At 64.3% G+C, this 21,445-nt stretch carries 15 protein-coding genes and 3 pseudogenes; 10 read left to right on the top strand and 8 right to left on the bottom strand.

The window, feature by feature from the left end; genetic code table 11:
- Nucleotides 1-75 precede the first annotated feature (75 nt).
- The 5 genes and pseudogenes from gyrB to ACVWW3_RS32580 all read left to right on the top strand — a co-directional run.
- Nucleotides 76-2,511 (top strand): DNA topoisomerase (ATP-hydrolyzing) subunit B, encoded by a 2,436-nt coding sequence (gyrB, locus tag ACVWW3_RS32600; RefSeq protein WP_456651933.1) that lies wholly within the window; start codon nt 76-78, stop codon nt 2,509-2,511.
- Between the two features lie 292 nt (nt 2,512-2,803).
- Nucleotides 2,804-4,099, top strand: coding sequence for a UDP-N-acetylglucosamine 1-carboxyvinyltransferase (gene murA / locus ACVWW3_RS32595; protein WP_456651934.1), 1,296 nt, complete (start codon nt 2,804-2,806; stop codon nt 4,097-4,099).
- Between the two features lie 193 nt (nt 4,100-4,292).
- Nucleotides 4,293-5,687, top strand: a complete 1,395-nt coding sequence (locus ACVWW3_RS32590) for an MATE family efflux transporter (protein ID WP_456651935.1) — start codon at nt 4,293-4,295, stop codon at nt 5,685-5,687.
- Nucleotides 5,684-6,172, top strand: coding sequence for a DUF2867 domain-containing protein (locus ACVWW3_RS32585; protein WP_456651936.1), 489 nt, complete (start codon nt 5,684-5,686; stop codon nt 6,170-6,172). Before ACVWW3_RS32590 ends, ACVWW3_RS32585 begins: the two co-directional genes overlap by 4 nt.
- A pseudogene (locus ACVWW3_RS32580) lies at nt 6,169-6,276 on the top strand (2-hydroxychromene-2-carboxylate isomerase); the annotation flags it as partial. The gene ACVWW3_RS32585 and the pseudogene ACVWW3_RS32580, both read left to right, overlap by 4 nt.
- A 54-nt stretch (nt 6,277-6,330) precedes the next feature.
- Here ACVWW3_RS32580 and ACVWW3_RS32575 read toward each other — a convergent pair.
- On the bottom strand, nt 6,331-7,446 hold the full coding sequence (locus tag ACVWW3_RS32575; protein WP_247441991.1) for an FUSC family protein: 1,116 nt from the start codon (nt 7,444-7,446) through the stop codon (nt 6,331-6,333).
- 123 nt (nt 7,447-7,569) lie between these two features.
- On the opposite strand from ACVWW3_RS32575, the gene ACVWW3_RS32570 reads away from it, so the two are divergent.
- The 3 genes and pseudogenes from ACVWW3_RS32570 to ACVWW3_RS32560 all read left to right on the top strand — a co-directional run.
- Nucleotides 7,570-8,937, top strand: a complete 1,368-nt coding sequence (locus ACVWW3_RS32570; protein WP_456651937.1) for an MmgE/PrpD family protein — start codon at nt 7,570-7,572, stop codon at nt 8,935-8,937.
- A gap of 264 nt (nt 8,938-9,201) precedes the next feature.
- Complete coding sequence (locus ACVWW3_RS32565) at nt 9,202-9,450, top strand: helix-turn-helix domain-containing protein (RefSeq protein WP_456672263.1); 249 nt, start codon at nt 9,202-9,204, stop codon at nt 9,448-9,450.
- 151 nt (nt 9,451-9,601) lie between these two features.
- A pseudogene (locus ACVWW3_RS32560) lies at nt 9,602-10,033 on the top strand (DDE-type integrase/transposase/recombinase); the annotation flags it as partial.
- Between the two features lie 403 nt (nt 10,034-10,436).
- Here ACVWW3_RS32560 and ACVWW3_RS32555 read toward each other — a convergent pair.
- On the bottom strand, nt 10,437-11,543 hold the full coding sequence (locus ACVWW3_RS32555) for a hypothetical protein (RefSeq protein ID WP_456651938.1): 1,107 nt from the start codon (nt 11,541-11,543) through the stop codon (nt 10,437-10,439).
- Nucleotides 11,543-12,979, bottom strand: coding sequence for an MBOAT family O-acyltransferase (locus tag ACVWW3_RS32550; RefSeq protein ID WP_456651939.1), 1,437 nt, complete (start codon nt 12,977-12,979; stop codon nt 11,543-11,545). The genes ACVWW3_RS32555 and ACVWW3_RS32550 overlap by 1 nt, the downstream gene beginning before the upstream one ends.
- 155 nt (nt 12,980-13,134) lie before the next feature.
- On the opposite strand from ACVWW3_RS32550, the gene ACVWW3_RS32545 reads away from it, so the two are divergent.
- Nucleotides 13,135-15,240: a S9 family peptidase gene (locus tag ACVWW3_RS32545; RefSeq protein WP_456651940.1), complete on the top strand. Its 2,106-nt coding sequence runs from the start codon at nt 13,135-13,137 to the stop codon at nt 15,238-15,240.
- A 183-nt stretch (nt 15,241-15,423) separates the two neighbouring features.
- Here the strand turns inward: ACVWW3_RS32545 and ACVWW3_RS32540 are convergent, their stop codons facing one another.
- The 5 genes and pseudogenes from ACVWW3_RS32540 to ACVWW3_RS32520 form a co-directional block, all read right to left on the bottom strand.
- Nucleotides 15,424-16,143 carry a ribonuclease activity regulator RraA gene (locus ACVWW3_RS32540; protein WP_456651941.1) on the bottom strand — a complete coding sequence of 240 codons (720 nt, stop codon included), beginning with the start codon at nt 16,141-16,143 and terminating at the stop codon, nt 15,424-15,426.
- Nucleotides 16,144-16,153: 10 nt separating this feature from the next.
- On the bottom strand, nt 16,154-17,893 hold the full coding sequence (gene araD / locus ACVWW3_RS32535; protein WP_456651942.1) for an L-arabinonate dehydratase: 1,740 nt from the start codon (nt 17,891-17,893) through the stop codon (nt 16,154-16,156).
- Nucleotides 17,890-18,750 carry an ABC transporter permease gene (locus ACVWW3_RS32530; RefSeq protein ID WP_354049720.1) on the bottom strand — a complete coding sequence of 287 codons (861 nt, stop codon included), beginning with the start codon at nt 18,748-18,750 and terminating at the stop codon, nt 17,890-17,892. The genes araD and ACVWW3_RS32530 overlap by 4 nt, the downstream gene beginning before the upstream one ends.
- Before the next feature lie 11 nt (nt 18,751-18,761).
- The gene (locus ACVWW3_RS32525) at nt 18,762-19,523 is read right to left on the bottom strand and encodes an ABC transporter ATP-binding protein (protein WP_456651943.1); all 762 of its coding nucleotides are present in this window, start codon (nt 19,521-19,523) and stop codon (nt 18,762-18,764) included.
- Nucleotides 19,523-20,544 (bottom strand): annotated as a pseudogene (locus ACVWW3_RS32520) (ABC transporter substrate-binding protein). Before ACVWW3_RS32520 ends, ACVWW3_RS32525 begins: the two are co-directional and overlap by 1 nt.
- Before the next feature lie 91 nt (nt 20,545-20,635).
- Here ACVWW3_RS32520 and ACVWW3_RS32515 point away from each other — a divergent pair.
- Entirely contained in the window at nt 20,636-21,352 is a 717-nt protein-coding gene (locus tag ACVWW3_RS32515; protein WP_456651945.1) for a GntR family transcriptional regulator, read from the top strand.
- Nucleotides 21,353-21,445 lie beyond the last annotated feature (93 nt).

The following is a 21,445-nucleotide window of genomic DNA, read 5'->3' as shown; positions in this document are numbered from 1 at the left end:
TCTTTCGTGGCACAAATAGCCCGCATATCAGCGCCTTTTGCGCCGCTGATTCGGGCGACATCTCGAAGGCCTCTCATGACAGAACCTGCTCGGCAGACGCCTGCCGAAAACGAACCCTCAAATCCGAGCGATTACGGGGCGGAATCGATCCGCGTGCTCAAGGGTCTCGATGCCGTCCGCAAGCGTCCGGGCATGTATATCGGCGATACCGATGACGGCTCGGGCCTACATCACATGGTCTACGAGGTCGTCGACAATGCGATCGACGAGGCGCTCGCGGGCCACGCCACGCGCGTCGATGTCGTGCTCAATGCCGACAATTCCGTCACCGTGCGCGACGACGGTCGCGGTATTCCCGTCGACATCCACAAGGGCGAAGGCATCTCGGCGGCCGAGGTCATCATGACCCAGCTGCATGCCGGCGGAAAGTTCGACCAGAACTCCTACAAGGTTTCCGGCGGCCTGCACGGCGTCGGCGTTTCCGTCGTCAACGCGCTGTCGAGCAAGCTCGGCTTGCGCATCTGGCGCGACAACAAGGAGCACTACATCGAGTTCGCCCATGGCGACGCCGTTGCACCGCTCAAGGCCGTCGGCGACGCGCCCGGCAGGCGCGGCACCGAGGTGACGTTCCAGGCCTCGACCGAAACCTTCAAGAACATCGAATATGATTTCGCCACGCTGGAGCACCGGCTGCGCGAGCTCGCCTTCCTCAATTCCGGCGTCAACATCGCACTCTCCGACATGCGTCACGCGGTCGAGAAGCGCGAGGAGATGCACTATTCCGGCGGCGTCGAGGAATTCGTCAAATATCTCGACCGCAACAAGAAGGCGATCGTGCCGGCGCCGATCATGGTGCGCGCGGAAGCCAACGGCATCGGCGTCGAGGCCGCGTTGTGGTGGAACGACAGCTACCACGAGAACGTGCTGTGCTTCACCAACAACATCCCGCAGCGCGACGGCGGCACCCATCTCGCCGGCTTCCGCGGCGCGCTGACGCGCCAGGTCAACGGCTATGCCGATGCCAACGCGAAAAAGGAAAAGATTGCGCTCACCGGCGACGACTGCCGCGAAGGCCTCACCGCCGTTCTCTCCGTGAAGGTGCCGGACCCGAAATTTTCGTCGCAGACCAAGGACAAGCTGGTGTCCTCGGAAGTGCGCCCCGTGGTCGAGAACGTGCTCAACGAGGCGCTTCAGGCCTGGTTCGAGGAGCACCCCTCCGAAGCCAAGATGATCGTCGGCAAGGTGATCCAGGCGGCCGCGGCCCGCGAAGCCGCGCGAAAGGCGCGCGAACTGACGCGCAAGAGCCCACTCTCGGTCTCTTCGCTGCCCGGCAAGCTCGCCGACTGCCAGGAGAAGGACCCTGCGAAGTCCGAGCTCTTCATCGTCGAGGGTGACTCGGCAGGCGGTAGCGCCAAGCAGGGCCGCAACCGCGAGTTCCAGGCCGTGCTGCCGCTGCGCGGCAAGATTCTCAACGTCGAACGCGTGCGCCCCGACAAGATGCTGCACAGCGAGCAGATCGGCACGCTCATCACCGCGCTCGGCACCGGCATCAGCGACGAGTTCTCGATCGAGAAGCTGCGCTATCACAAGATCATCGTGATGACGGACGCCGACGTCGACGGCGCTCACATCCGCACGCTGCTGCTCACTTTCTTCTACCGGCAGATGCGGGAGATCATCGACGGCGGCTATCTCTATATCGCGCAGCCGCCGCTCTATAAGGTCAACCGCGGCAAGTCCGAGCAATACCTGAAGGATGAGCGGGCGCTGGAAGATTATCTGATCGATACCGGGCTGGACGATTGCGTCTATATTCCCGGCACCGGCGGCGATCGTACCGGCCGCGACCTGCGTTCGCTGGTCGACGACGCCCGCGCCGTCCGCGGCATCCTGCGCAGCCTGCACACCCGCTACAATCGCAAGGTGATCGAGCAGGCCGCCATCACCGGCGTGCTCAACAAGGCGATCTACGGCGATCCGGAGAAAGCCGCCGCGGCCGCGCAATACATCGCCGCCCGCCTCGACACCCTCGCCGACGAGGTCGAACGCGGCTGGGTCGGTCAATACGTGGAAGGCCATGGTTTCCAGTTCGAGCGTACGGTGCGCGGCGTCAAGGAAGCCGCCGTCATCGACGACGCCTTCCTCGGCTCGGTCGAGGCGCGAAAGCTGGACGAGTACACGGTGAAGCTCCATGACGTTTATGTCCGCCCCGGCAAGCTGCGGCGCAAGGACGTCGAGCACATGGTCTACGGCCCGGTCGATCTGTTCGAAGCCGTCACCGACGCCGGCCGCAAGGGCGTCACGCTGCAGCGCTACAAAGGTCTGGGCGAGATGAACCCGGAGCAGCTCTGGGAGACGACGCTCAACATCGACGCACGCTCGCTGCTCCAGGTGAAGGTCAAGGAGGTCGACGAGGCCGACGACATCTTCACCAAGCTGATGGGCGACGTGGTCGAGCCGCGCCGCGACTTCATCCAGGAACATTCGCTGAGCGCGACGATCGATATCTAGCCCCGACCTCGCTGTACCTCTCCCGCTTGCGGGAGAGGTCAGCGCGCGACGGGCGATGCGAAGCATCGTCCCGAGCGCGGCGGGTGAGGGCTTTCTCCTCGCGGGGATATTCTCCGTAGATTTCGACAATCCCACCGCGGACGCACCCCCTCCCTAGCCCTCCCCCGCAAGCGGGAGAGGGAGCGCACGTCCTTCGTGATAGCCATCGAGCCCGAATTGCTCCCCCGCTCAATTCTCTGTAGTTTCCGCCTCGAAAACCACCCGCCCCACCCAACAGAACAGTGAGACCTTCGTGGCGCCCATCCAGTACATCGTCGAGGGCGGTCAGCGGCTCTCGGGCTCGATCGAGCCGTCCGGCAACAAGAATGCGGCCCTGCCGATCATCGCGGCAGCCCTGCTCACCGAGCATCCGGTGACGCTGGAAAACGTGCCGCGGATTCGCGACACCGAGACGCTGGTCGAACTGATCCGCTCGGTCGGTGCCGCCGCGGAATGGACGGCCCGCAATACGCTTCATATTCACGCCAAGAGCATCCGCGCCGCCGATCTCGATCCCGACTTGTGCGTCCGCATCCGCGCCTCGATCCTGCTCGCGGGCCCGCTGCTCGCCCGCTGCGGCGAAGTCATGCTGCCGCCGCCCGGCGGCGACGTCATCGGCCGCCGCCGGCTCGACACGCATGTGCTGGCGCTGGAGCAGTTGGGGGCCAAAGTCACCGCAACCGACCGGCTCGAATTCCGCGCGGCAAGGCTGGCCGGCGCGGACGTGTTTTTGGACGAGCCCAGCGTCACCGCGACCGAGAATGCGCTGGTCGCGGCGGTCGCCGCCGACGGCGTCACCTATTTGCGCAACGCCGCGTCCGAGCCGCATGTGCAGGACCTCGCCAACTTCCTGGTCGCGCTCGGCGCGAAGATCGAAGGCATCGGCACCAACACCATGATCGTGCACGGTCCGGCGACGCTGGGCGGTGCGACTTACCGGATCCAGCCGGACCATATCGAGGTCGGCTCGCTGATCGGGCTCGCCGCCGTGACGCGCTCACCGCTTCGCATCGTGCGCGCCGGCGTCGAGCATCTGCGCTCGATCCGCATGGGCTTCGAACGGCTCGGCATCGTCTGCCGCATTGAAGGCGACGATCTCATCGTGCCCTCGAACCAGACGCTGAAGATCCAGGACGATTTTGGCGGCCACGTGCCGAAGCTGGAGGACCAGCCCTGGCCGGCTTTCCCGGCCGATCTGATGTCGATCGCGATCGTCACCGCCACGCAATGCGAGGGCGTGATCCTGATGTTCGAGAAGATGTTCGAATCGCGGATGTTCTTCGTCGACAAGCTGATCGCGATGGGCGCGCGCATCGTATTGTGCGACCCGCACCGCGCCATCATCGCAGGACCCAGCCGGCTGCACGGCGCGACGATGACCTCACCCGACATCCGCGCCGGCATGGCCATGCTGCTGGCGGCGGTCTGCGCCGAGGGCACCTCCACGATCGACAACGCCGACCAGATCGAGCGCGGCTACGAGCGCATCGACGAACGGCTGAATGCGCTCGGCGCGAAGATCAAGCGCGTGCCGGAGCGGAAGGACTGAGGCGGCTTCCACTTCTGGATTGAGATGGTCTCGTGCCCCGGACGCAGCGCAGCACGCGAGTGATGCGCTGCTGAGCCGGGGCCCATACCGCAAAGACAGCGCTCGTGATTCTGGGTCCCGGCTCGCGCTCCGCGCGTCCGGGACACGAGAGTGAGGCCATGTTTTCGTCGCCCTGCGATGCTATTGGATAGCCATGCTCGACACCGTCCAGCCCCGTTCGCAGCCGCAAGCCGGCGTGCCGCCAGATCCTCTCGCCGACGAGTTCGTCGAGACGCTGCGACTGGCCGTGCCGATGATGCTGACACAGCTCGGGCAGATCGCGATGATCACCACCGATCTCGCGCTGATCGGGCGGCTCGGCGAGGCCGCGGTCGCCGCGGCGGCGCTGGCTCATACAGTCTATTTCGTCAGCTTCACCTTTGGGCTCGGATTGATGGCAGCGGTTTCGCCGCTGGTCGCGCAGGCCTTCGGCGCCGGCGATGTCAGGCGCATCCGCCGCTCCCTGCGCGTCGGCCTGTGGGTCGCGCTCCTGATCTCGCTGCCGATGATGGCCTCGCCGCTCTATGGCGAGCACATCCTGGTCGCGCTCGGTCAAGCGCCGCACTCGGCCGCGCTCGCGCAGCGCTATCTGAACGGGCTGGCCTGGGGCATCGCGCCGGCGCTGGGCTTCATCGCGCTGCGCAGCATGATGAGCGCGGTGAACCGGCCGCAGGCGCCGCTGTGGATCACGCTCGCCGCGATCCCGCTCAATGCCGCGCTGGTCTATGCCCTGATCCACGGCCTGTTCGGCCTGCCGGAGCTCGGCCTGTTCGGCGCGGGGCTTGCGACCACCCTGGTCAATCTCGGCACTTTCGTTGCTACGCTTGCCATTGCGGGGCTGCGCAAGCCGTTCGCGGACTATCGTCTGCTCGCTCATCTCTGGCGGATCGACTGGCCCCTGATGCGCCGGCTCATCGCGATCGGCGCCCCGATCTCGTTCTCGTTGCTGCTGGAATATGGCCTGTTCTCGTCGGCGGCACTGCTGATGGGATTGATCTCGACCACGGCGCTCGCGGCGCATCAGATCGCGCTCCAGGTCACCGCCGTGCTGTTCATGGTCCCGCTCGGCATCGGCATGGCGGCCACGGTGAGGGTCGGCCACGCCTTCGGCCGCGGTGAGCCGCTCGCGGTGAAGCGCGCAGGTGTCGTCGCAGCGGTGATCGGGATCGCGTTCGTCTCGGCCCTGACCGTCGCGATCATCCTCGGCCGCTATCAGCTCGGACGGCTGTTCTTCGGGCGCGGCGAGGCGAGCATGGCGACCGTCGAGCTGACCGCGACGCTGCTGCTGGTCGGCGCGACCTTCTTCATCGCCGATGCAATCCAGACCATCATGGGCGGCGCGCTGCGCGGCATCAATGACACCAGGATGACGCTGGTATTCGCCGCTATCGGCTATTGGTGCGTCGGCTTTCCGATCGCCTGGTCGCTCGCCTTCCAGGCCGATTTCGGCGCGGTCGGTGTCTGGATCGGACTGTCGATCGGATCGTTCGTCTATGCCGGGCTTCTGACCTTGCGCTTTCGGATGTTGACGCGCAAATTGGCGGAATGACCGAAGCCGTCCGCGAAGTCACTCACGAGGTCGACGCCAACGCCGTGCTATCAGGCGCGCAGTTCATCGACGCCTTTCGCGTCGCGATTGGCAAACAACAGCTCGACGCCCGCGAGGCCTGCACACGGATGGTGCTGCACGGACCGCGCTGGATCGATGCGCTCGTGCGCCTGCGCAACGTCCTGGTGGCTCCGTTCGGACTGAAGACATCAGGCGAAGGCGCGCCCGCGCCAGGCGGCCTGATCGGCCTGTTTCCGGTCCTCAGCGAAACCCCGGATCGGCTCGTCGCGGGTTTTGACGACTTTCATCTCGACTTCCGCATCGTCGTCGAGGTGGCCGGCGATGCCGCGGGCCGGCGAGTGACATTGACCACGCTGGTGCGGACCAACAATCTGCTCGGCCGTGCCTATCTCACCCTGATCACGCCGTTCCACAAGCTTGTGGCCCGCAGCATGATGGGACGCATCGCGGAGCCGGCGCGATGACCCTGTCCGTCGACCTCTTCTACTCTTTCCGCAGTCCGTTCAGCTATCTGGGGCTGCCGAAGACGCTGAAGCTCGTCGCGGAATTTGATCTCGCGGTCAAACTCGCATCGACCTGCTGCTCTGGCGTATGCAGGGCAAGGGCCTGACGCGGCGGTAGCTCACTCCGCCGCGCGCGCGGGCTTGTCGGCCGCCGCCTCCGACCATTCGCCGACGACGCGGTCGAGATCGCAGAGATTCTGGTGCATCTGCTCCAGCGAAAAGCCCAGCGCGAAGAAGCGCTCCGCGGTATCGCTCGGCTGGCCCCGGATCAGGCCGTCCCGGCGCACAGCGGCGACCGCTTCGGCATAATGCTGAAGCGCGACGTGGACGGGATGGATCGGCGGGGCGCCGGCGCCTTCGCGCAAGGCCGCGGCGGCCGAGCGCAGGAAGCGTGCGATCACGGTCGAGACTTCCGTCAGCGGCGCGGCAAGCCGTGTCTGCACCTCGACCGGCAACGGCACCACGGTCGAGCGGCCGATCATCACGACGTCATGGCGCAGCCGCAAGATCGTGCGCAACAACGGGCCGGTGTCCGGCCCGCTCGACAATCGCGCAGAGCGCTCGCGCTCAGCTTCGGCGCCAATGGTATTCATGCCGACCATTGCGGCGCCGATACCGTCTTGAATCCGATGCAGCGCGTCATTGTCCCGGCCGCGCGTCAGGCCTGCGAGCAATTCGCTGAAGGCTTCTGCGATCAATTCGAGCAGCTTCGCCGCGCTGGCGCGAATTTGCCGCACCGCGCGCGATGGCAGCACCAGGAACGAGACGAGCAGCCCCGTCACCGCGCCGACCGAAACTTCGCTGACGCGATCAATCGCCGAGGCCATGGGATCGGCATGATGCATCGACGGAAGCACGAGCACGATCACGGCGGTCACCGTTGCAGAGCTTAGATTCGGATAGATCGATGCGACAAAGGCAAGCGGCGCCACGGCCAGCACCAGAAGACCCAGCAGGCCCAGTTCGCCGGAATAGGGGATCAGGATCGCGATAGCGCCGCCATAAATCGCGCCGCCGATGGTGCCGAGCATGTAGTCGCGTGTCGCCTTCAGCGAGCGCCCGACGCTCATCTGGGTCACGATGATGGAAGTGAGGACGGCCCAGAGCGGCAACAAGAGATGCAGCGCGGTGGCGAGCGCGTAGGCGCCGGTGGCCGCCACCGTGACCCGGACCGCCAGCCCCAATTGCGTCTTGCGCGACCAGACCCGGTCGAACAGCTCTCCTGCGAATGCCATCGTCGAGTATCCCGGTCCAACCCTCGTAAAGCCGCCAAAAGCATAGCTGATGCCCGCGGTCCCGAGGCCGCTTGAAAGGCCAAATCAGCCCGCTTAACTTGCGCGCCAAAACGAGGAAACACGATGGCCCACGAAACCGCAACGCTCGCCGCCTATGTCGCCAGCCTGAAATACGGGGATATTCCGGCGGAAGTGCTGGATCGGGCAAAACTGCTGACGCTGGACTTCCTCGGCAGCGCGATCCGGGCCCGCAGCGAAGCGGAATCGACCCCCTCGATCCTGAAGATGCTGGAGGCGCTGGCGCTCGACACCAAGGGCGACTCCACGGTGTTCGGCGACAGCAAGACCTGGACGCCGGCGGTCGCGGCGCTGCTCAACGGCGCACTCGGCCATTCCCTCGACTTCGACGACACCCACGCCGATTCCTCGCTGCATCCGAGCGCGCCCGTGGTTCCGGCCGCCTTCGCCATCGGCGAGATGGTCGGCGCCTCCGGGCGCGACGTGCTGACCGCGATCGTTGCGGGCTATGAAGTCTGCTGCCGGCTCGGCAACGCGCTCGACCCGACCTCGCATTATGCGCGCGGCTTTCACCCCACCGCCACCGCCGGCACCTATGGCGCAGCAGCGGCCGCCGGCAAGCTGTTCGGCCTCTCCGAGCAACAGCTCATCGCCGCTTTCGGCGTCGCCGGCAGCCAGGCCGCGGGCTCGCTGCAATTTCTGGTCAATGGCGCCTGGAACAAGCGCTACCAGGTCGGCGCCGCCGCGATGAACGGCGTAATTGCCGCAACGCTGGCGCGCAACGATTTCGTCGGCGCGACGGAATCGGTCGAGGGCAAGCACGGCCTGCTCGCCGGCTACACCGACGATGCGCATCCCGACAAGGCGGTCGCCGAGCTCGGCAAGACCTATGAGACGATGAAGATCGGCGTAAAACCTTATCCGAGCTGCCGCTACACCCATGCTGCGATCGACGCGCTGATCGCGATGCGGCGCGAGCACAATCTGACGCCCGATCAGGTCAAGCGCGTGGAGATCGGCCTGCACCGCAACGGCATCACGCTCACCGGCGACGCCGCGACCAAGCGCCATCCCACCTCGGTCGTCGGCGGCCAGTTCTCGATGTTCTTCACCGGCGCGCTCGCGCTCGACCAGGGCTCGTTTGGCTGGGACGACTACACCCGCCTTGGCGATGCCGCCATCGACGCGCTCGCCGACAAGTTCGACGTGGTGCAGGACGACCGGCTCGAAGTCGGCCGCACCCATCCCTTTGGCGCGCGCGTGAGTATCACGACGGACGACGGCGTGCATGAGCGGCTCTACCCCGATCCCTCGGGAGAGCCGACCTCCTTCCCCGACGCGCAGGCGATGCAGCAGAAGTTTTTGACCCTGGCACGCCCGGTGCTGAACGCGCGCGCGGAGAAATTCGCGGACGCGATTATGACGCTGGAGCGGTTCGATCGCGTGGCAAAGGCGACCGAGCTGGGGAGGTAGTAGATTCGCGCGACACGAGCGGTGCACCCTCGCCCCTTGTGGGAGAGGGTGGCTCGCCGCGCAGCGGCGAGACGGGTGAGGGGTTCTATCCGCGAAGCAAACCTCTCACCGTTGAATGCGCGGATAGAGACCCCTCATCCGGCGCTTCGCGCCACCTTCTCCCACAAGGGGAGAAGGAAAAAAGCTGTCCAGACCGGATAGATAGGTAACAAAGTAGACCGGATGGATGGGTGACAGTTCTCTGTCGGCTGGGAGGATCAGCCGATGCCTTGGCGAGAGAGCTGCGCAATGGACCAACGGGTTAGCTTCATCGCGGATCAGCGAAGCGGAATGTGGACGATGACGGAGCTTTGCGAACGCTACGAGATTAGTCGCAAGACCGGTTACAAATGGTTGGATCGTTATCAGATGGAAGGGCCTGGAGGGCTTACGGATCGCTCGCACGCGGGCGCGGGTGCATGGGCGAGCGACGCCGCAGCACATCGTGGATGCGATTGTGGGGCTGCGGCTTGAGCGGCCGAGCTGGGGACCGCGCAAGATCGTAAGCAAGCTTGAGGCTCGCCAAGGGGATATCGATTGGCCGTCGGCCTCGACGGCAGGCGAGATTCTCAAACGAGCGGGACTGGTTAGCAGCCGTCGGCCTCGGCGACGTGCGCCGCCGCGTATGGGGCAACTGACGGTGCCTCAGCACGCCAACCATGTATGGGCCCTCGACCACAAGGGCTGGATACGACTGGGCGACGGCTCTCGCGTTGAACCGTTCACGGTGACCGATGGCTTCAGCCGCTATTTGATTAGCCTGGCGGCGACGGGCAGCACGCAATATGCCGAGTGCCAACCGCCGCTGGAGCGGGCGTTTCGCGAGTACGGCTTGCCGCAGATAATCCGCTCCGACAACGGCTCGCCGTTCGCCTCGACCGGGATCACGGGTCTGACGGCGCTGTCGGTATGGTGGATCAAGCTTGGCATCCGCCATGAACGGATTGATCCTGGCCATCCGCAGCAGAACGGCCGACACGAGCGTTTTCACCTTACGCTTCTGGAAGCCATGCGGCCACCGCCGCCAACCCGGGCCGCGCAAGCTCGTCGCTTCGCGGCATTTGTGCGCGACTACAACGAAGAACGGCCGCACGAATCGCTTGGCCAGCACCCACCTGCCAGCGTCTATCAGACTTCGCCTCGTGCGATGCCAAGGCGGCTTCCCGAGCCGGATTATCCAGCCGAAGCCGCGGTACGCCAGGTCCGCTCCAACGGCGAGATCAAATGGCACGGCGAGCTCATCCACATCTGCAGTGCCCTCGACGGTGAAAAAGTCGCCGTCGAGGAAACCGAGGACGGATGCTGGCAAGTGCGCTCCTTCGACGTGCCCATCGGCATCATCGACCAGAAAACACGAAAGCTGCGGCGCTGCGCTAGCGCAGCGCCGCAGCCGACCAAATCATCAACCAGTGTCACCCATCCATCCGGGCTGTTCTGTTACCCATCCATCCGCTGGACAATCAGCGCTCCACGCGATATGCGGCGACCTGCGCCTTCAACTCGTCCAGCGACGCAAGTGATGCCTTCGGATCGACCCGATATTCCCCACTCGCCAGCCATTTCAACACTTTCGCATCGACGACCGGCGAATGGTGGATGACATCGCCGTAATTGTTGAGGTCGTGCGTGACTTCCTTGATCGCGCGGAAATCATAAAGGCGGACATTGGGAAGCTGCGTGAGGCGCTCCGCCACGCGCGTCGTGAGATCGGTGACGATCTTCAGCGTCGCAGGCGAGGCGTCGCGCATCGCGACGAATTGCAGGATCGAATAGGGCGGGAAGTAGATGTCGAAGGTCACGTCTGGGTGCCGCGTGATCAGGCCCACGGCATCGCGCTCGAAGTGCCGCACCATGGCGTCGTAGCCATAGCCTTCGCCGAGAAAGCGGCTGCGCACGGGATTTGTGATGTAGGCGAAGGCGGCAAGCGCCTTCTCTGCATTGTAGCCACGGGCGACGTCGAAATCCCGCGGCAGCGCGTAGATGTCGTCGACGTCAGGCAGTGCGAACTTGACGGGCAGATAAGGCGCGGCCCGGGTCAGCGGCTGCCGCAACGGCGGAACCGACCGCAGCAGCGCGAACAGGGATTCCTTCGCCATCGCCGCGCTGAAAAGATAGGACGCGATCCCCTTTGCCGTCCCGCGATAGAGATCGGCGGAGAAATAAGGATCCGTCTCGATGTCAGCCGCATCGACAAAAATAAAATCGTCCATCTGCCAGATCACGCGCTTTGCGCCGCGGTCGATTGCCTGCTCCAGCACAAAACCCTGCTGGCGCGAATTGGAGCCGGTCATCGCCAGCTTGAGCGAGTGCACGCCCAGCGCATGGTCGATGTCGCTCTGACGAAAATGGATCGCGAGCGAGGTGCCCATGAAGGCGGTGTCGAACGACTGGCTGCGGATCAGCCCGGCATTCTGCACGCGCGTGTCGTCCGAATAAAAGGGCGCGACGAGACGCGAGGACCGAAACAGTTGCAGGGGATCGACGCCGTAAATGAGCGCAGCCGCCCCGAGCACGCACGCGATGCTCGCGAGCAGAAGACGCCCTGGATATGTGAACGTGCCCCGCATCAGAACCGGAAATAGATGAATTCGCTGTGGCTCTGGATGCCCAAAATCCCGAACGCAAGCACCAGCGACGCGCCATAGAGGACCAGAGGCCGCATCCGTCCCGCCATCAAGCCCTCTCCGACCCTGCGGTTGGCGTGGTCGTATCCCATGAGTCCTTGCGTGTTCGGCGCCAGCCAGACCAGCGCGGCATAGATCGTGACCTGCGCCAGCGCCGCGATCTCCTCGCGGCCGAGGATGACGTTCGCCGGATCGGCCATGGAGCCGAGAACCCGCAGCGCCCAGTCGACCCGCTCGGCACGGAAAAACACCCAGGCGACGACGACGGCAAGGAAAGTGAGTACGGCCCCGGCGATCCGGACCGGACGCGCAAGAGCCCCCGGGATGTTCGGCACCAGCGCGTTGAAGGCGTGATTGACGCAGAGATAAGCGCCATGCAGCGCGCCCCAGACCACGAACGTCCAGGCAGCACCATGCCAGAGCCCTCCGAGCAGCATCGTGATCATCAAATTGACATAGCGCAGCACGCGGCCGTGGCGGTTGCCGCCGAGCGGGATGTAGAGATAGTCGCGCAGGAATTGCGACAAGGTCATGTGCCAGCGGCGCCAGAACTCGACGATGCTGGTGGCCTTGTAGGGCGAGTTGAAATTGACGGGCAGGAAGATGCCGAACATCAGCGATATCCCGATCGCCATGTCGGAATAGCCGGAGAAGTCGAAATAGAGCTGGAAGGTGTAGGCGAGCGAGCCAAGCCAGGCCTGATCAAAACTCGGCGCGCGCGCATCGAAGGCGAGCGCGACCAGCGGCTGGATGCCGTCGGCAAGGCATGTCTTCTTGAACAGGCCGATCGCAAAGATGATGATTCCGCACAAAATGAGATGCGCATGCGGATGCTTGGTTTCCTCCCGCTCGAATTGCGGGATCATGTCCTTGTGGTGGAGGATCGGTCCCGCGATCAGGTGCGGGAAGTATGTCACGAACAGCGCGTAGTGCGGCAGCGCGTAAGCCGCGACCTGCCCGCGATAAGCGTCAACCAGGAACGCGATCTGGGTGAACGTGTAGAAGGAGATACCGACCGGCAGCAGGATGTGGACCGCGAAATGCGTCCCGGTTAGCGCGTTGATGTTCTCGGCGGCGAAGCCGGCATATTTGAAAATGCCAAGCACCAGGAGATCGCCGGCGACGCCAATCGCGAGTGCCGCCTTTCGTTGCGACCGAGTAAGCTTCGCCACGATGAGGAGATGGCCGACGCCGTAGTTGAAGGCGATCGAGATCAACAACAGGGCAACGAACTGCCAGTTGCCGATGGCATAGAAAGCGAGCGAGGCCGCCGCCAGCCAGATCACCGGGGCCAGATTGCTGCGCCGTCCGAGCCAGAAATACCCGGCCAGCGCGGCCGGCAGGAACAGCAGGATGAACGGATAGGAATTGAACAGCATCGGCCTGGACCGGAGGCGGGACTAAAGGGATTTGGCCCCTAAAGCATAGATGCAGCCGGTCAACAACCCGATGGCGCAGTCCCTGGCGCAGCGGCGCTGGCAATTCGCGGAATCGGGACGATATAAGGTGGAGCACGCATCTGAACGAGGATCGAGTGACACAGGCCAAAACACCTTCCCAGCCCCCCATTGCCCCGCGCCGGCCGCATTCCTTCACGCAGCACGGGATCACCGTGACCGACGACTATGCCTGGCTGAAGGACGAAAAATGGCAGGAGGTGCTGCGCGATCCCGCGGTGCTCGATCCCGACATCCGTAAATATCTCGACGAAGAGAATGGCTACGCCGAGAGCCTGCTCGGCCATACCGCCGCCCTCCAGAAGTCGCTGGTGCGCGAGATGCGGGGGCGGATCAAGGAGGACGATTCCAGCGTGCCGTCGCCCGACGGTGAGTTCGCCTATTTCCGCAAGTTCCGCGAAGGCGGCCAGCACGAGCTGTTCGGCCGCATGCCGCGCGACGGCGGCGAGGGCCATATCGTGCTCGACGGCGATGCGCTCGCCAAGGACCACGCATATTTCAAATTCGGCGGCAGCCGGCACTCGAACGACCACAAGCTGCAAGCCTGGAGCGCCGACACCAAGGGCTCGGAATATTTCTCCATCCGCGTGCGCGACTGGGCGACCGGAACGGATCTTGACGACGTCGTCGAGGAGACCGACGGCGGCGTGGTCTGGAGCAAGGACGCGACGTCGTTCTTCTATGTGAAGCTCGACGACAATCACCGCCCGATGCAGGTGTGGCGGCACAAGCTCGGCACCAGGCAGGCCGACGACACCCTCGTCTACGAGGAGCAGGATTCCGGCTGGTTCACCCATCTGCACGAAAGTACCAGCGGCCGCTTCTGCGTGATCGCCGGCGGCGATCACGAGACCTCGGAGCAACGACTGATCGATCTCGTCAACCCCGAAGCACCGCCGCGCCTGGTCGCGGCGCGCGAGGAGGGCGTGCAATATTCGCTCGGCGATCGCGGCGACGAGCTCTTCATCCTCACCAATGCCGACGACGCCATCGACTTCAAGATCGTCACTGCACCGCTCAGTTCACCCGAGCGCAAGAACTGGCGCGATTTGATCCCGTATCGACCGGGTATCTACATCATCGATCTCGATCTCTATGCCGGCCATCTGGTGCGGCTGGAGCGCGCCAACGCGCTGCCATCCATCGTGATCCGCGAGCTCGCCTCGAACGAGGAGCATGCCATCGCCTTCGACGAGGCGGCCTATTCGCTCGACACGATGGGCTCCTACGAGTTCGAGACCACTACGCTGCGCTTTGCCTATTCGTCGATGACGACGCCGTCGGAAGTCTATGACTATGACATGACCAAGCGCACGCGCACCCTGCGCAAGCGCCAGGAGATCCCGTCGGGCCACGATGCGAACAACTACGTCACGACGCGCATCATGGCGAAGGCGCATGACGGCGCCGAGGTGCCGGTGTCGATCCTCTATCGCAATGGGCTGAAGCTCGACGGTTCGGCGCCGCTGCTGCTTTACGGTTACGGCTCCTACGGCATGGCGATGCCGGCCTCGTTCAGCACCAATCGCCTGTCGCTGGTCGACCGCGGCTTCGTCTACGCCATCGCCCATATCCGCGGCGGCGCCGACAAGGGCTGGGGCTGGTATCTCGACGGCAAGCGCGAGAAGAAGACCAATTCGTTCGACGACTTCTCAGCCAGCGCCCGCGCGCTGATCGACGCGAGGTACACCAGCGCAAAGCGCATCGTCGGCCATGGCGGCTCGGCCGGCGGCATGCTGATGGGCGCGGTGGCCAACCGCGCCGGCGAATTGTTCGCCGGCATCGTGGCCGAAGTGCCGTTCGTCGACGTGCTCAATACCATGCTCGACGACACGCTGCCGCTGACGCCGCCGGAATGGCCGGAATGGGGTAACCCGATCGAGAGCGAGAAGGATTTTCGCACCATCCTGTCCTACTCGCCTTACGACAATGTCGCGGCGAAAGACTATCCGGCGATCCTGGCGATGGGCGGCTTGACTGATCCGCGCGTGACCTATTGGGAGCCCGCCAAATGGATCGCACGCCTGCGCGCCACGATGAGCGGTGGCGGCCCGGTGTTACTCCGCACCAACATGGGCGCCGGCCACGGCGGCGCCTCAGGACGCTTCAACCGGCTCGACGAAGTCGCGATCGTGTACGCGTTCGCGCTGTGGGCGGCGGGGATGGTGGAGGCGGAGGTGTAAGCCACCTCCGCCGTCCTCCTGGCGAAGGGCAGGACCCATACCGCGTGAGCTATCGATGGCGTGCGGTGCGTGTACCGCGGGAAGGCCACTTAACTGCGAGTCTTCGCCAAACTTCTCCCTGGGGTATGGGTCTCGGCCTTCGCCGGGACGACACGAGTGATTGTGGTGCTATCTACTGCCCAACTACCGCCCGTTCTTCTTCCGCCATTCTGCAAAATCGGTGAGCGTCTGCGGATCGGTGGCCGGATAGAGTCCGAAAATGCCGCGGCACTTGTTGACTTCCTCGGTGACGAAGTCCTCGAACGCGGTCATCTCGAAGGTTTCGTTGGCGATCTCGTCGGCGAGATGCGCGGGGATCACGATCACGCCGTCGCTGTCGCCGAGAATGACGTCGCCGGGAAACACCGGCGCATCACCGCAGCCGATCGGCACGTTGATCTCGATCGCGTGATGCAGCGTCAGATTGGTCGGCGCGCTCGGGCGATGGTGATACGCGGGGATACCGATTTTTGCGATCTCGGCCGAGTCGCGAAAACCGCCGTCCGTAACGACGCCGGCGACACCGCGCTTCATCAAGCGCGTCACCAGGATCGCACCGGCGGAAGCGGCGCGCGCGTCCTTGCGGCTGTCCATCACCAGCACGCTGCCCGCCGGACAATCCTCGACCGCCTTGCGTTGCGGATGGGAGCGGTCCCTGAAGACGTCGATGGTGTTGAGATCTTCGCGGGCCGGCATGTAGCGCAGCGTGAAGGCCTCACCGACCATGGTCGGCTGATCCGCACCGAGCGGGTGCACATCCTGGATCATCTGGATGCGCAGGCCGCGCTTGAACAAGGCGGTGGCGACGGTGGCGGTGGAGACGGATTTGAGCTTGGTGCGGGTGGCTTCGGTAAGTTTGGCCATCTCATACTCTCTAGTAAATCGAGGGCTCGCCGATCGGCGCGCCGAAGTCAGTTTCGAGGAAGTCGAAGTCGCAGCCGTCATTGGCCTGCTTGATGTGTTTCGTGAACATCCAGCCATAGCCGCGCTGGAAGCGGCGCTCGGGCCGCTTCCAGGCGGCACGGCGCTTTTCAAGCTCGGCTTCGGAGACGTCGAGATTGATGGTGCGGGCGCCGACATCGAGCGTGATGCGGTCGCCGTTCCGGACCAGCGCCAGCGGCCCGCCGACATAGGATTCGGGAGCCACATGCAAAATGCAGGCGCCATAGCTGGTGCCGCTCATGCGCGCATCGGAGATCCGCACCATGTCGCGCACGCCCTGCTTCACGAGCTTTGTCGGGATCGGCAGCATGCCCCATTCCGGCATGCCCGGCCCGCCCTGCGGCCCGGCATTGCGCAGGATCAGGATGTGGTCTTCGGTGACGTCGAGATTGGGATCGTCGACCGCCTTCTTCATCGCAGGATAGTCGTCGAACACCAGTGCCGGCCCCGTGTGCTTGAGGAAGCGCGGCGCGCAGGCGGAGGGCTTGATGACGCAGCCGTCGGGCGCGAGATTGCCCTTGAGCACGGCGAGCGCGCCCTCCTTGTAGATGGGATTGTCGACCGAGCGGATCACGTCGTCGTTGTGCACTTCGGCGCCCGCGATGTTCTCGCCGACGGTCTGTCCCGTGACGGTGATGCAATCGAGATGCAGATGCTGCTTGATCTGGCCCATCAGCGCCGGCAGGCCGCCGGCATAGAAGAAGTCCTCCATCAGATAGGCATCGCCGCTCGGCCGCACGTTGGCGATGACAGGCACCTTGCGGCTTGCGATCTCGAAATCGTCGAGGCCGATGTCGAGACCGGCGCGGCGGGCCTGCGCGATCAGATGGATGATCGCATTGGTCGAGCAGCCCATTGCCATCGCCACAGCGATCGCATTCTCGAAAGCCTTGCGGGTCTGGATCGTCTTCGGCGTCAGATCTTCCCAGACCATTTCGACGATGCGGCGGCCGCATTCAGAGGCCATGCGGATGTGGTTGGCGTCGGCGGCGGGAATCGAGGAGGCGCCGGGCAGCGTCATGCCGATCGCCTCGGCAATCGCGGTCATGGTGGAGGCGGTGCCCATGGTCATGCAGGTGCCGTAGCTGCGAGCGATGCCGGCCTCGATGTCGAGCCAGTCCTTGTCGGAGATCTTTCCGGCGCGCCGCTCGTCCCAATATTTCCAGCCGTCCGAGCCGGAGCCGAGCGTCTTGCCTTTCCAGTTGCCGCGCAGCATCGGGCCGGCCGGCAGATAGATCGCCGGGATGTTCATCGAGGTCGCGCCGAGCAACAGCGCTGGCGTGGTCTTGTCGCAACCGCCCATCAGCACCACGCCGTCGACGGGATGGCTGCGCAGAAGTTCTTCCGCGTCCATCGCCAGCAGGTTGCGGTAAAGCATGGTGGTCGGCTTCAACAGCGATTCCGACAGCGACAGCGCCGGTAGCTCCAGCGGCAGGCCGCCGGCCATCAGGATGCCGCGCTTGACGTCGTCGACGCGCGACTTGAAATGCATGTGGCAGGGCTGTGCGTCCGACCAGGTGTTGAGAATCGCAATGATCGGGCGGTCCTTCCACTCCTCCGGCGCGTAGCCCATCTGCATGGCGCGGGAGCGATGGCCGAACGAGCGGAGATCGTCGGGTGCGAACCAGCGCGCGCTGCGGAGCTGGTCGGGCGTCATTTTCTTCTTGGTCATGATTGGGTGCCCCATTTCTGCACGGTGTTCCGCTCGATTGCGCGGAAGATCAGGTTCTCGACAAAAAGCCCGATGATAATCACCGTCAAGAGGCCTGCGAAGACCGCAGGTATGTCGAGGAGGTTGCGGTTCTCGAAGATGAACCAGCCGAGCCCGCCCTGCCCCGAGGACACGCCGAACACCAGCTCGGCCGCGATCAGCGTGCGCCAGGCGAAGGCCCAGCCGATCTTCAGGCCGGTGAGGATCGAGCCGAATGCCGCGGGAATCAGGATTTTCGCCACATAAGGCAGCCCGCGCAGGCCGTAGTTGCGTCCGACCATGCGCAGCGTGTTGGACACGCTCTTGAAGCCGGAATGGGTGTTGAGCGCGACCGGCCACAACACCGAATGGATCAGCACAAACACCAGACTGCCGTTGCCGAGACCGAACCAGATCAAGGCGAGCGGCAACAGCGCGATCGCCGGCAGCGGATTGAACATCGCCGTGACAGTCTCGAGGAAGTCAGTGCCGATGCGGGTGGAGATCGCGAGCACGGTGAAGATCGCGGCCAGGACGATGCCGGCCGAATAGCCCATGAACAGCACCTTCAGCGACGTCCATGCGCGCATCGGAATCGTGCCGTCCTTCACGCGCTCGAACATCGTGATGACGGTATCGTGCAGCGTGGGAAACAGCAGCGGATTGTCTAGGGTGAGGCCGTAGGCTTCCCAGATCGCCGCCAGGAACAGGATGATGACGGTCTTGCGGACAAAACCGTCGTTCCACAGCAGCTCAAGCACGCTCAGCTTGCGCTCGACCTCGGCTGCGCCGGCGGTGGCAGCCGGCGCGTCACGCAGCAATATTCTCGCTTCGCCCATGGCGGCTTCCCTCAATGCGCCGTTGCTTCGGCGGCGAACAGGAGATCGTGGATCTCCTTTTCCAGCCGGCCGGCGCTGCCATCGTCATTGGAGACCTTGTCGACGTCGACCACCTCGGCCTTGACGCGGCCGGGATGCGGCGACAACAGCAGGATGCGGTTGCCGATGCGGATCGCTTCCGCGATCGAATGCGTCACGAACAACACGGTGAATTTGGTCTCGCTCCAGAGCTGGAGCAACTCGTCCTGGCAAGTTCGCCGTGTCAGCGCATCGAGCGCGGCGAACGGCTCGTCCATCAGCAGGATGTCCGGCTCCATCGCCATGCCGCGCGCGATCGCGACGCGCTGCTTCATGCCGCCGGACAGCGTGTGCGGATAGGCATCAAACACGCGTGTCAGCCCGACCTTCTCGATATAGGCCCGCGCCCGCGCTTCGGCGTCCTTGCGCGATAGCTTTCGCGCGGTCAGCAGCGGGAACATCACGTTGGCGAGCACACTCTTCCAGGGCAGGAGCTGGTCGAACTCCTGGAAGATCATCATGCGATCGGCGCCAGGGCCGCGGATTTCGCGGTCGTTGATGGTCATGCGGCCTTCGCTCGGCGCCATGTAGCCACCGACGGCCTTGAGCAGGGTCGACTTGCCGCAGCCGGACGGCCCAAGCAGCACGAAGCGATCGGACTTGTCGACGGTGAAACTCACCCTTTCGGTGGCCGTGACGACGGCGCTGGAGGTCTTGTAGCGCAGCGTCACGGAGCTGACGTCGAGCAGCGCCATCAGTTACCCTTCAGATCGTGCGCGACGGGGAGATAGTAATCGGTCCAGGCCTTGGGCTGGGTCTTCAGCGTGCCGGTCTTGAACAGATGGGCGGCGAATTTCATCGTGCCCTGCGGCTCGAGATTCCACTCCATCATCCCGGGCTCCTTCAGAAGATCGAGCAGCTCTTCCACCGAGGTCTTGTCGCCGGTGATCTCCTTGTAGATCTCGACCGCCTGCCTGGTGTCGCTGCGGATCAGATCTTGCGCTTCCTTGGTGGCGTCGCGCACGGCCTGGATGATTTTCGGATTGGCATCGGCGAACTTCGTCGTGGTGAAGAACTGCGCCTGGCTCAGCGGGCCGCGCCCATCACGTCAGGCGAGCTCAGCACGACATGCGCGCCCGGCACGTTCTTCAGCTCAAGGAAGGTGAAGGGCGGGATCGAGAAGTGGGTGTGTACCTCGTGCTTGGAATTGGACAGCGCCGCATAGGCGTCCGGGTGGCCGAGCTGCACCGTGTTGACGTCCAGCTTCGACCATTGGTCGGCGCCGAAAGCCTCGGCGGCGGCGATCTGCAATACGATCGCCTGGGTCGAGACTTTCACGGTCGGCACGGCGATCTTGTCGCTGGGGCCGAAATCCCTGATCGACTTGATGTTGGCGTCGCGGCTGATCAGCGTCATCGGCTGCGCCGAGGTCGCGACGATGCCCTTGACGCCACCGCGGGTGCGATCCCACAGCAACAAAAGATTGCCTGTACCGGTGTTGAGAATATCGACGCCGCCCGCGAGCAGCGCGTCGGTCTGCGCACCGCCGCCGGAGAAGGTGACCCATTTGGTGGTGACGCCTGCTACGCCGAGCTGAGCTGCATGCTTCTCGATCAGCTTCTGCTTTTCCATGATGTGGCTCGGCATGTAGAAAATGCCGGGCTGGCGCGACAGCGAGATCTCGGACTTCTGCTGCGCCTGCGCCGTGGATACCGAGAGAGCGGTTGCGGCGATTAGGGTGGCGGCCGCCAATTGGCTGCGGAGATGCTTGATCATTGTTGTGTGTTTCCTCCGGGTGAGCGTCGCGCTGCGTTGACCCTGCTGATGCACTAATATATTAGTGCATCAAAGGCAAGCGGGACCCGACATGGAAGCAGCCCATACCGCGCCGCGCGCACCCGCAAAAACGGCATCAAGACTCGACCGTGCCCGACAGGCCGCGCCGCAGGTGTTCGAGCGGCTGCGCAATGCGATCATCGCCCTGGAGCTACCGCCGGGCGCGCCGCTGTCACGCGCCGAGCTTGCCGGCCAGTTCGGCGTCAGCTCGACGCCTGTCCGCGATGCCTTGATGCGGCTCGAGGAAGAAGGCCTGGTCGACGTGTTTCCGCAGCACGCGACCGTGGTCAGCCGGATCGATATCAACCGCGCCGAGCAGGCGCATTTCCTGCGTCAGGCGTTGGAGCTGGAGATCGTGCGCCTGCTCGCAGCCAACAGCGACGCCGCATTGGTAATCCGCCTCGATCACGCCATTGCGCTGCAACAACAATCTGCCAAGGCTGGTGACTTCGAGGCCTTCATGGCCGACGATAACTCTTTTCACGCGCAGCTTTACGCCGCGGCCGGCAAGCAGGATTTGTGGGCGCTGGTGCGCAGTCGCAGCGGGCATATCGACCGGCTGCGCCGGCTGCATTTGCCCTCGCCCGGCAAGGCCCAGAACATCGTCCGCCACCACAGACTGATTGCGCGCGCGATCGAGGCTGGCGATGCCGATGCCGCGCAACAGCATTTGCGCAAGCATCTGTCAGGTACGCTCAGTGAGCTCGACAAGATCCGGAGCCACCATCCGGAGTACCTGACCGACTAGCCGTGTGTGCTGATCATGTGCACGTAATCGTGCATATACAGCCGTCGAATCCAGACGCCGTTTACAATCGTCGGACGGGCGCGAAGTGCTTGC

The sequence above is a fragment of the Bradyrhizobium sp. LM2.9 genome (assembly GCF_054056555.1).
Note: the sequence above shows the minus strand (reverse complement) of the source record. Positions and strands in the feature narration are given on the sequence as shown.

Coding starts and splice junctions, on each gene's coding strand:
- gyrB (WP_456651933.1), top strand. CDS start 76: ATGACAGAACCTGCTCGGCAGACGCCTGCCGAAAACGAACCCTCAAAT.
- ACVWW3_RS32590 (WP_456651935.1), top strand. CDS start 4,293: ATGCTCGACACCGTCCAGCCCCGTTCGCAGCCGCAAGCCGGCGTGCCG.
- ACVWW3_RS32585 (WP_456651936.1), top strand. CDS start 5,684: ATGACCGAAGCCGTCCGCGAAGTCACTCACGAGGTCGACGCCAACGCC.
- ACVWW3_RS32575 (WP_247441991.1), bottom strand. CDS start 7,446: ATGGCATTCGCAGGAGAGCTGTTCGACCGGGTCTGGTCGCGCAAGACG.
- ACVWW3_RS32570 (WP_456651937.1), top strand. CDS start 7,570: ATGGCCCACGAAACCGCAACGCTCGCCGCCTATGTCGCCAGCCTGAAA.
- ACVWW3_RS32565 (WP_456672263.1), top strand. CDS start 9,202: ATGCCTTGGCGAGAGAGCTGCGCAATGGACCAACGGGTTAGCTTCATC.
- ACVWW3_RS32555 (WP_456651938.1), bottom strand. CDS start 11,543: ATGCGGGGCACGTTCACATATCCAGGGCGTCTTCTGCTCGCGAGCATC.
- ACVWW3_RS32550 (WP_456651939.1), bottom strand. CDS start 12,979: ATGCTGTTCAATTCCTATCCGTTCATCCTGCTGTTCCTGCCGGCCGCG.
- ACVWW3_RS32540 (WP_456651941.1), bottom strand. CDS start 16,143: ATGGCCAAACTTACCGAAGCCACCCGCACCAAGCTCAAATCCGTCTCC.
- araD (WP_456651942.1), bottom strand. CDS start 17,893: ATGACCAAGAAGAAAATGACGCCCGACCAGCTCCGCAGCGCGCGCTGG.
- ACVWW3_RS32530 (WP_354049720.1), bottom strand. CDS start 18,750: ATGGGCGAAGCGAGAATATTGCTGCGTGACGCGCCGGCTGCCACCGCC.
- ACVWW3_RS32525 (WP_456651943.1), bottom strand. CDS start 19,523: ATGGCGCTGCTCGACGTCAGCTCCGTGACGCTGCGCTACAAGACCTCC.
- ACVWW3_RS32515 (WP_456651945.1), top strand. CDS start 20,636: ATGGAAGCAGCCCATACCGCGCCGCGCGCACCCGCAAAAACGGCATCA.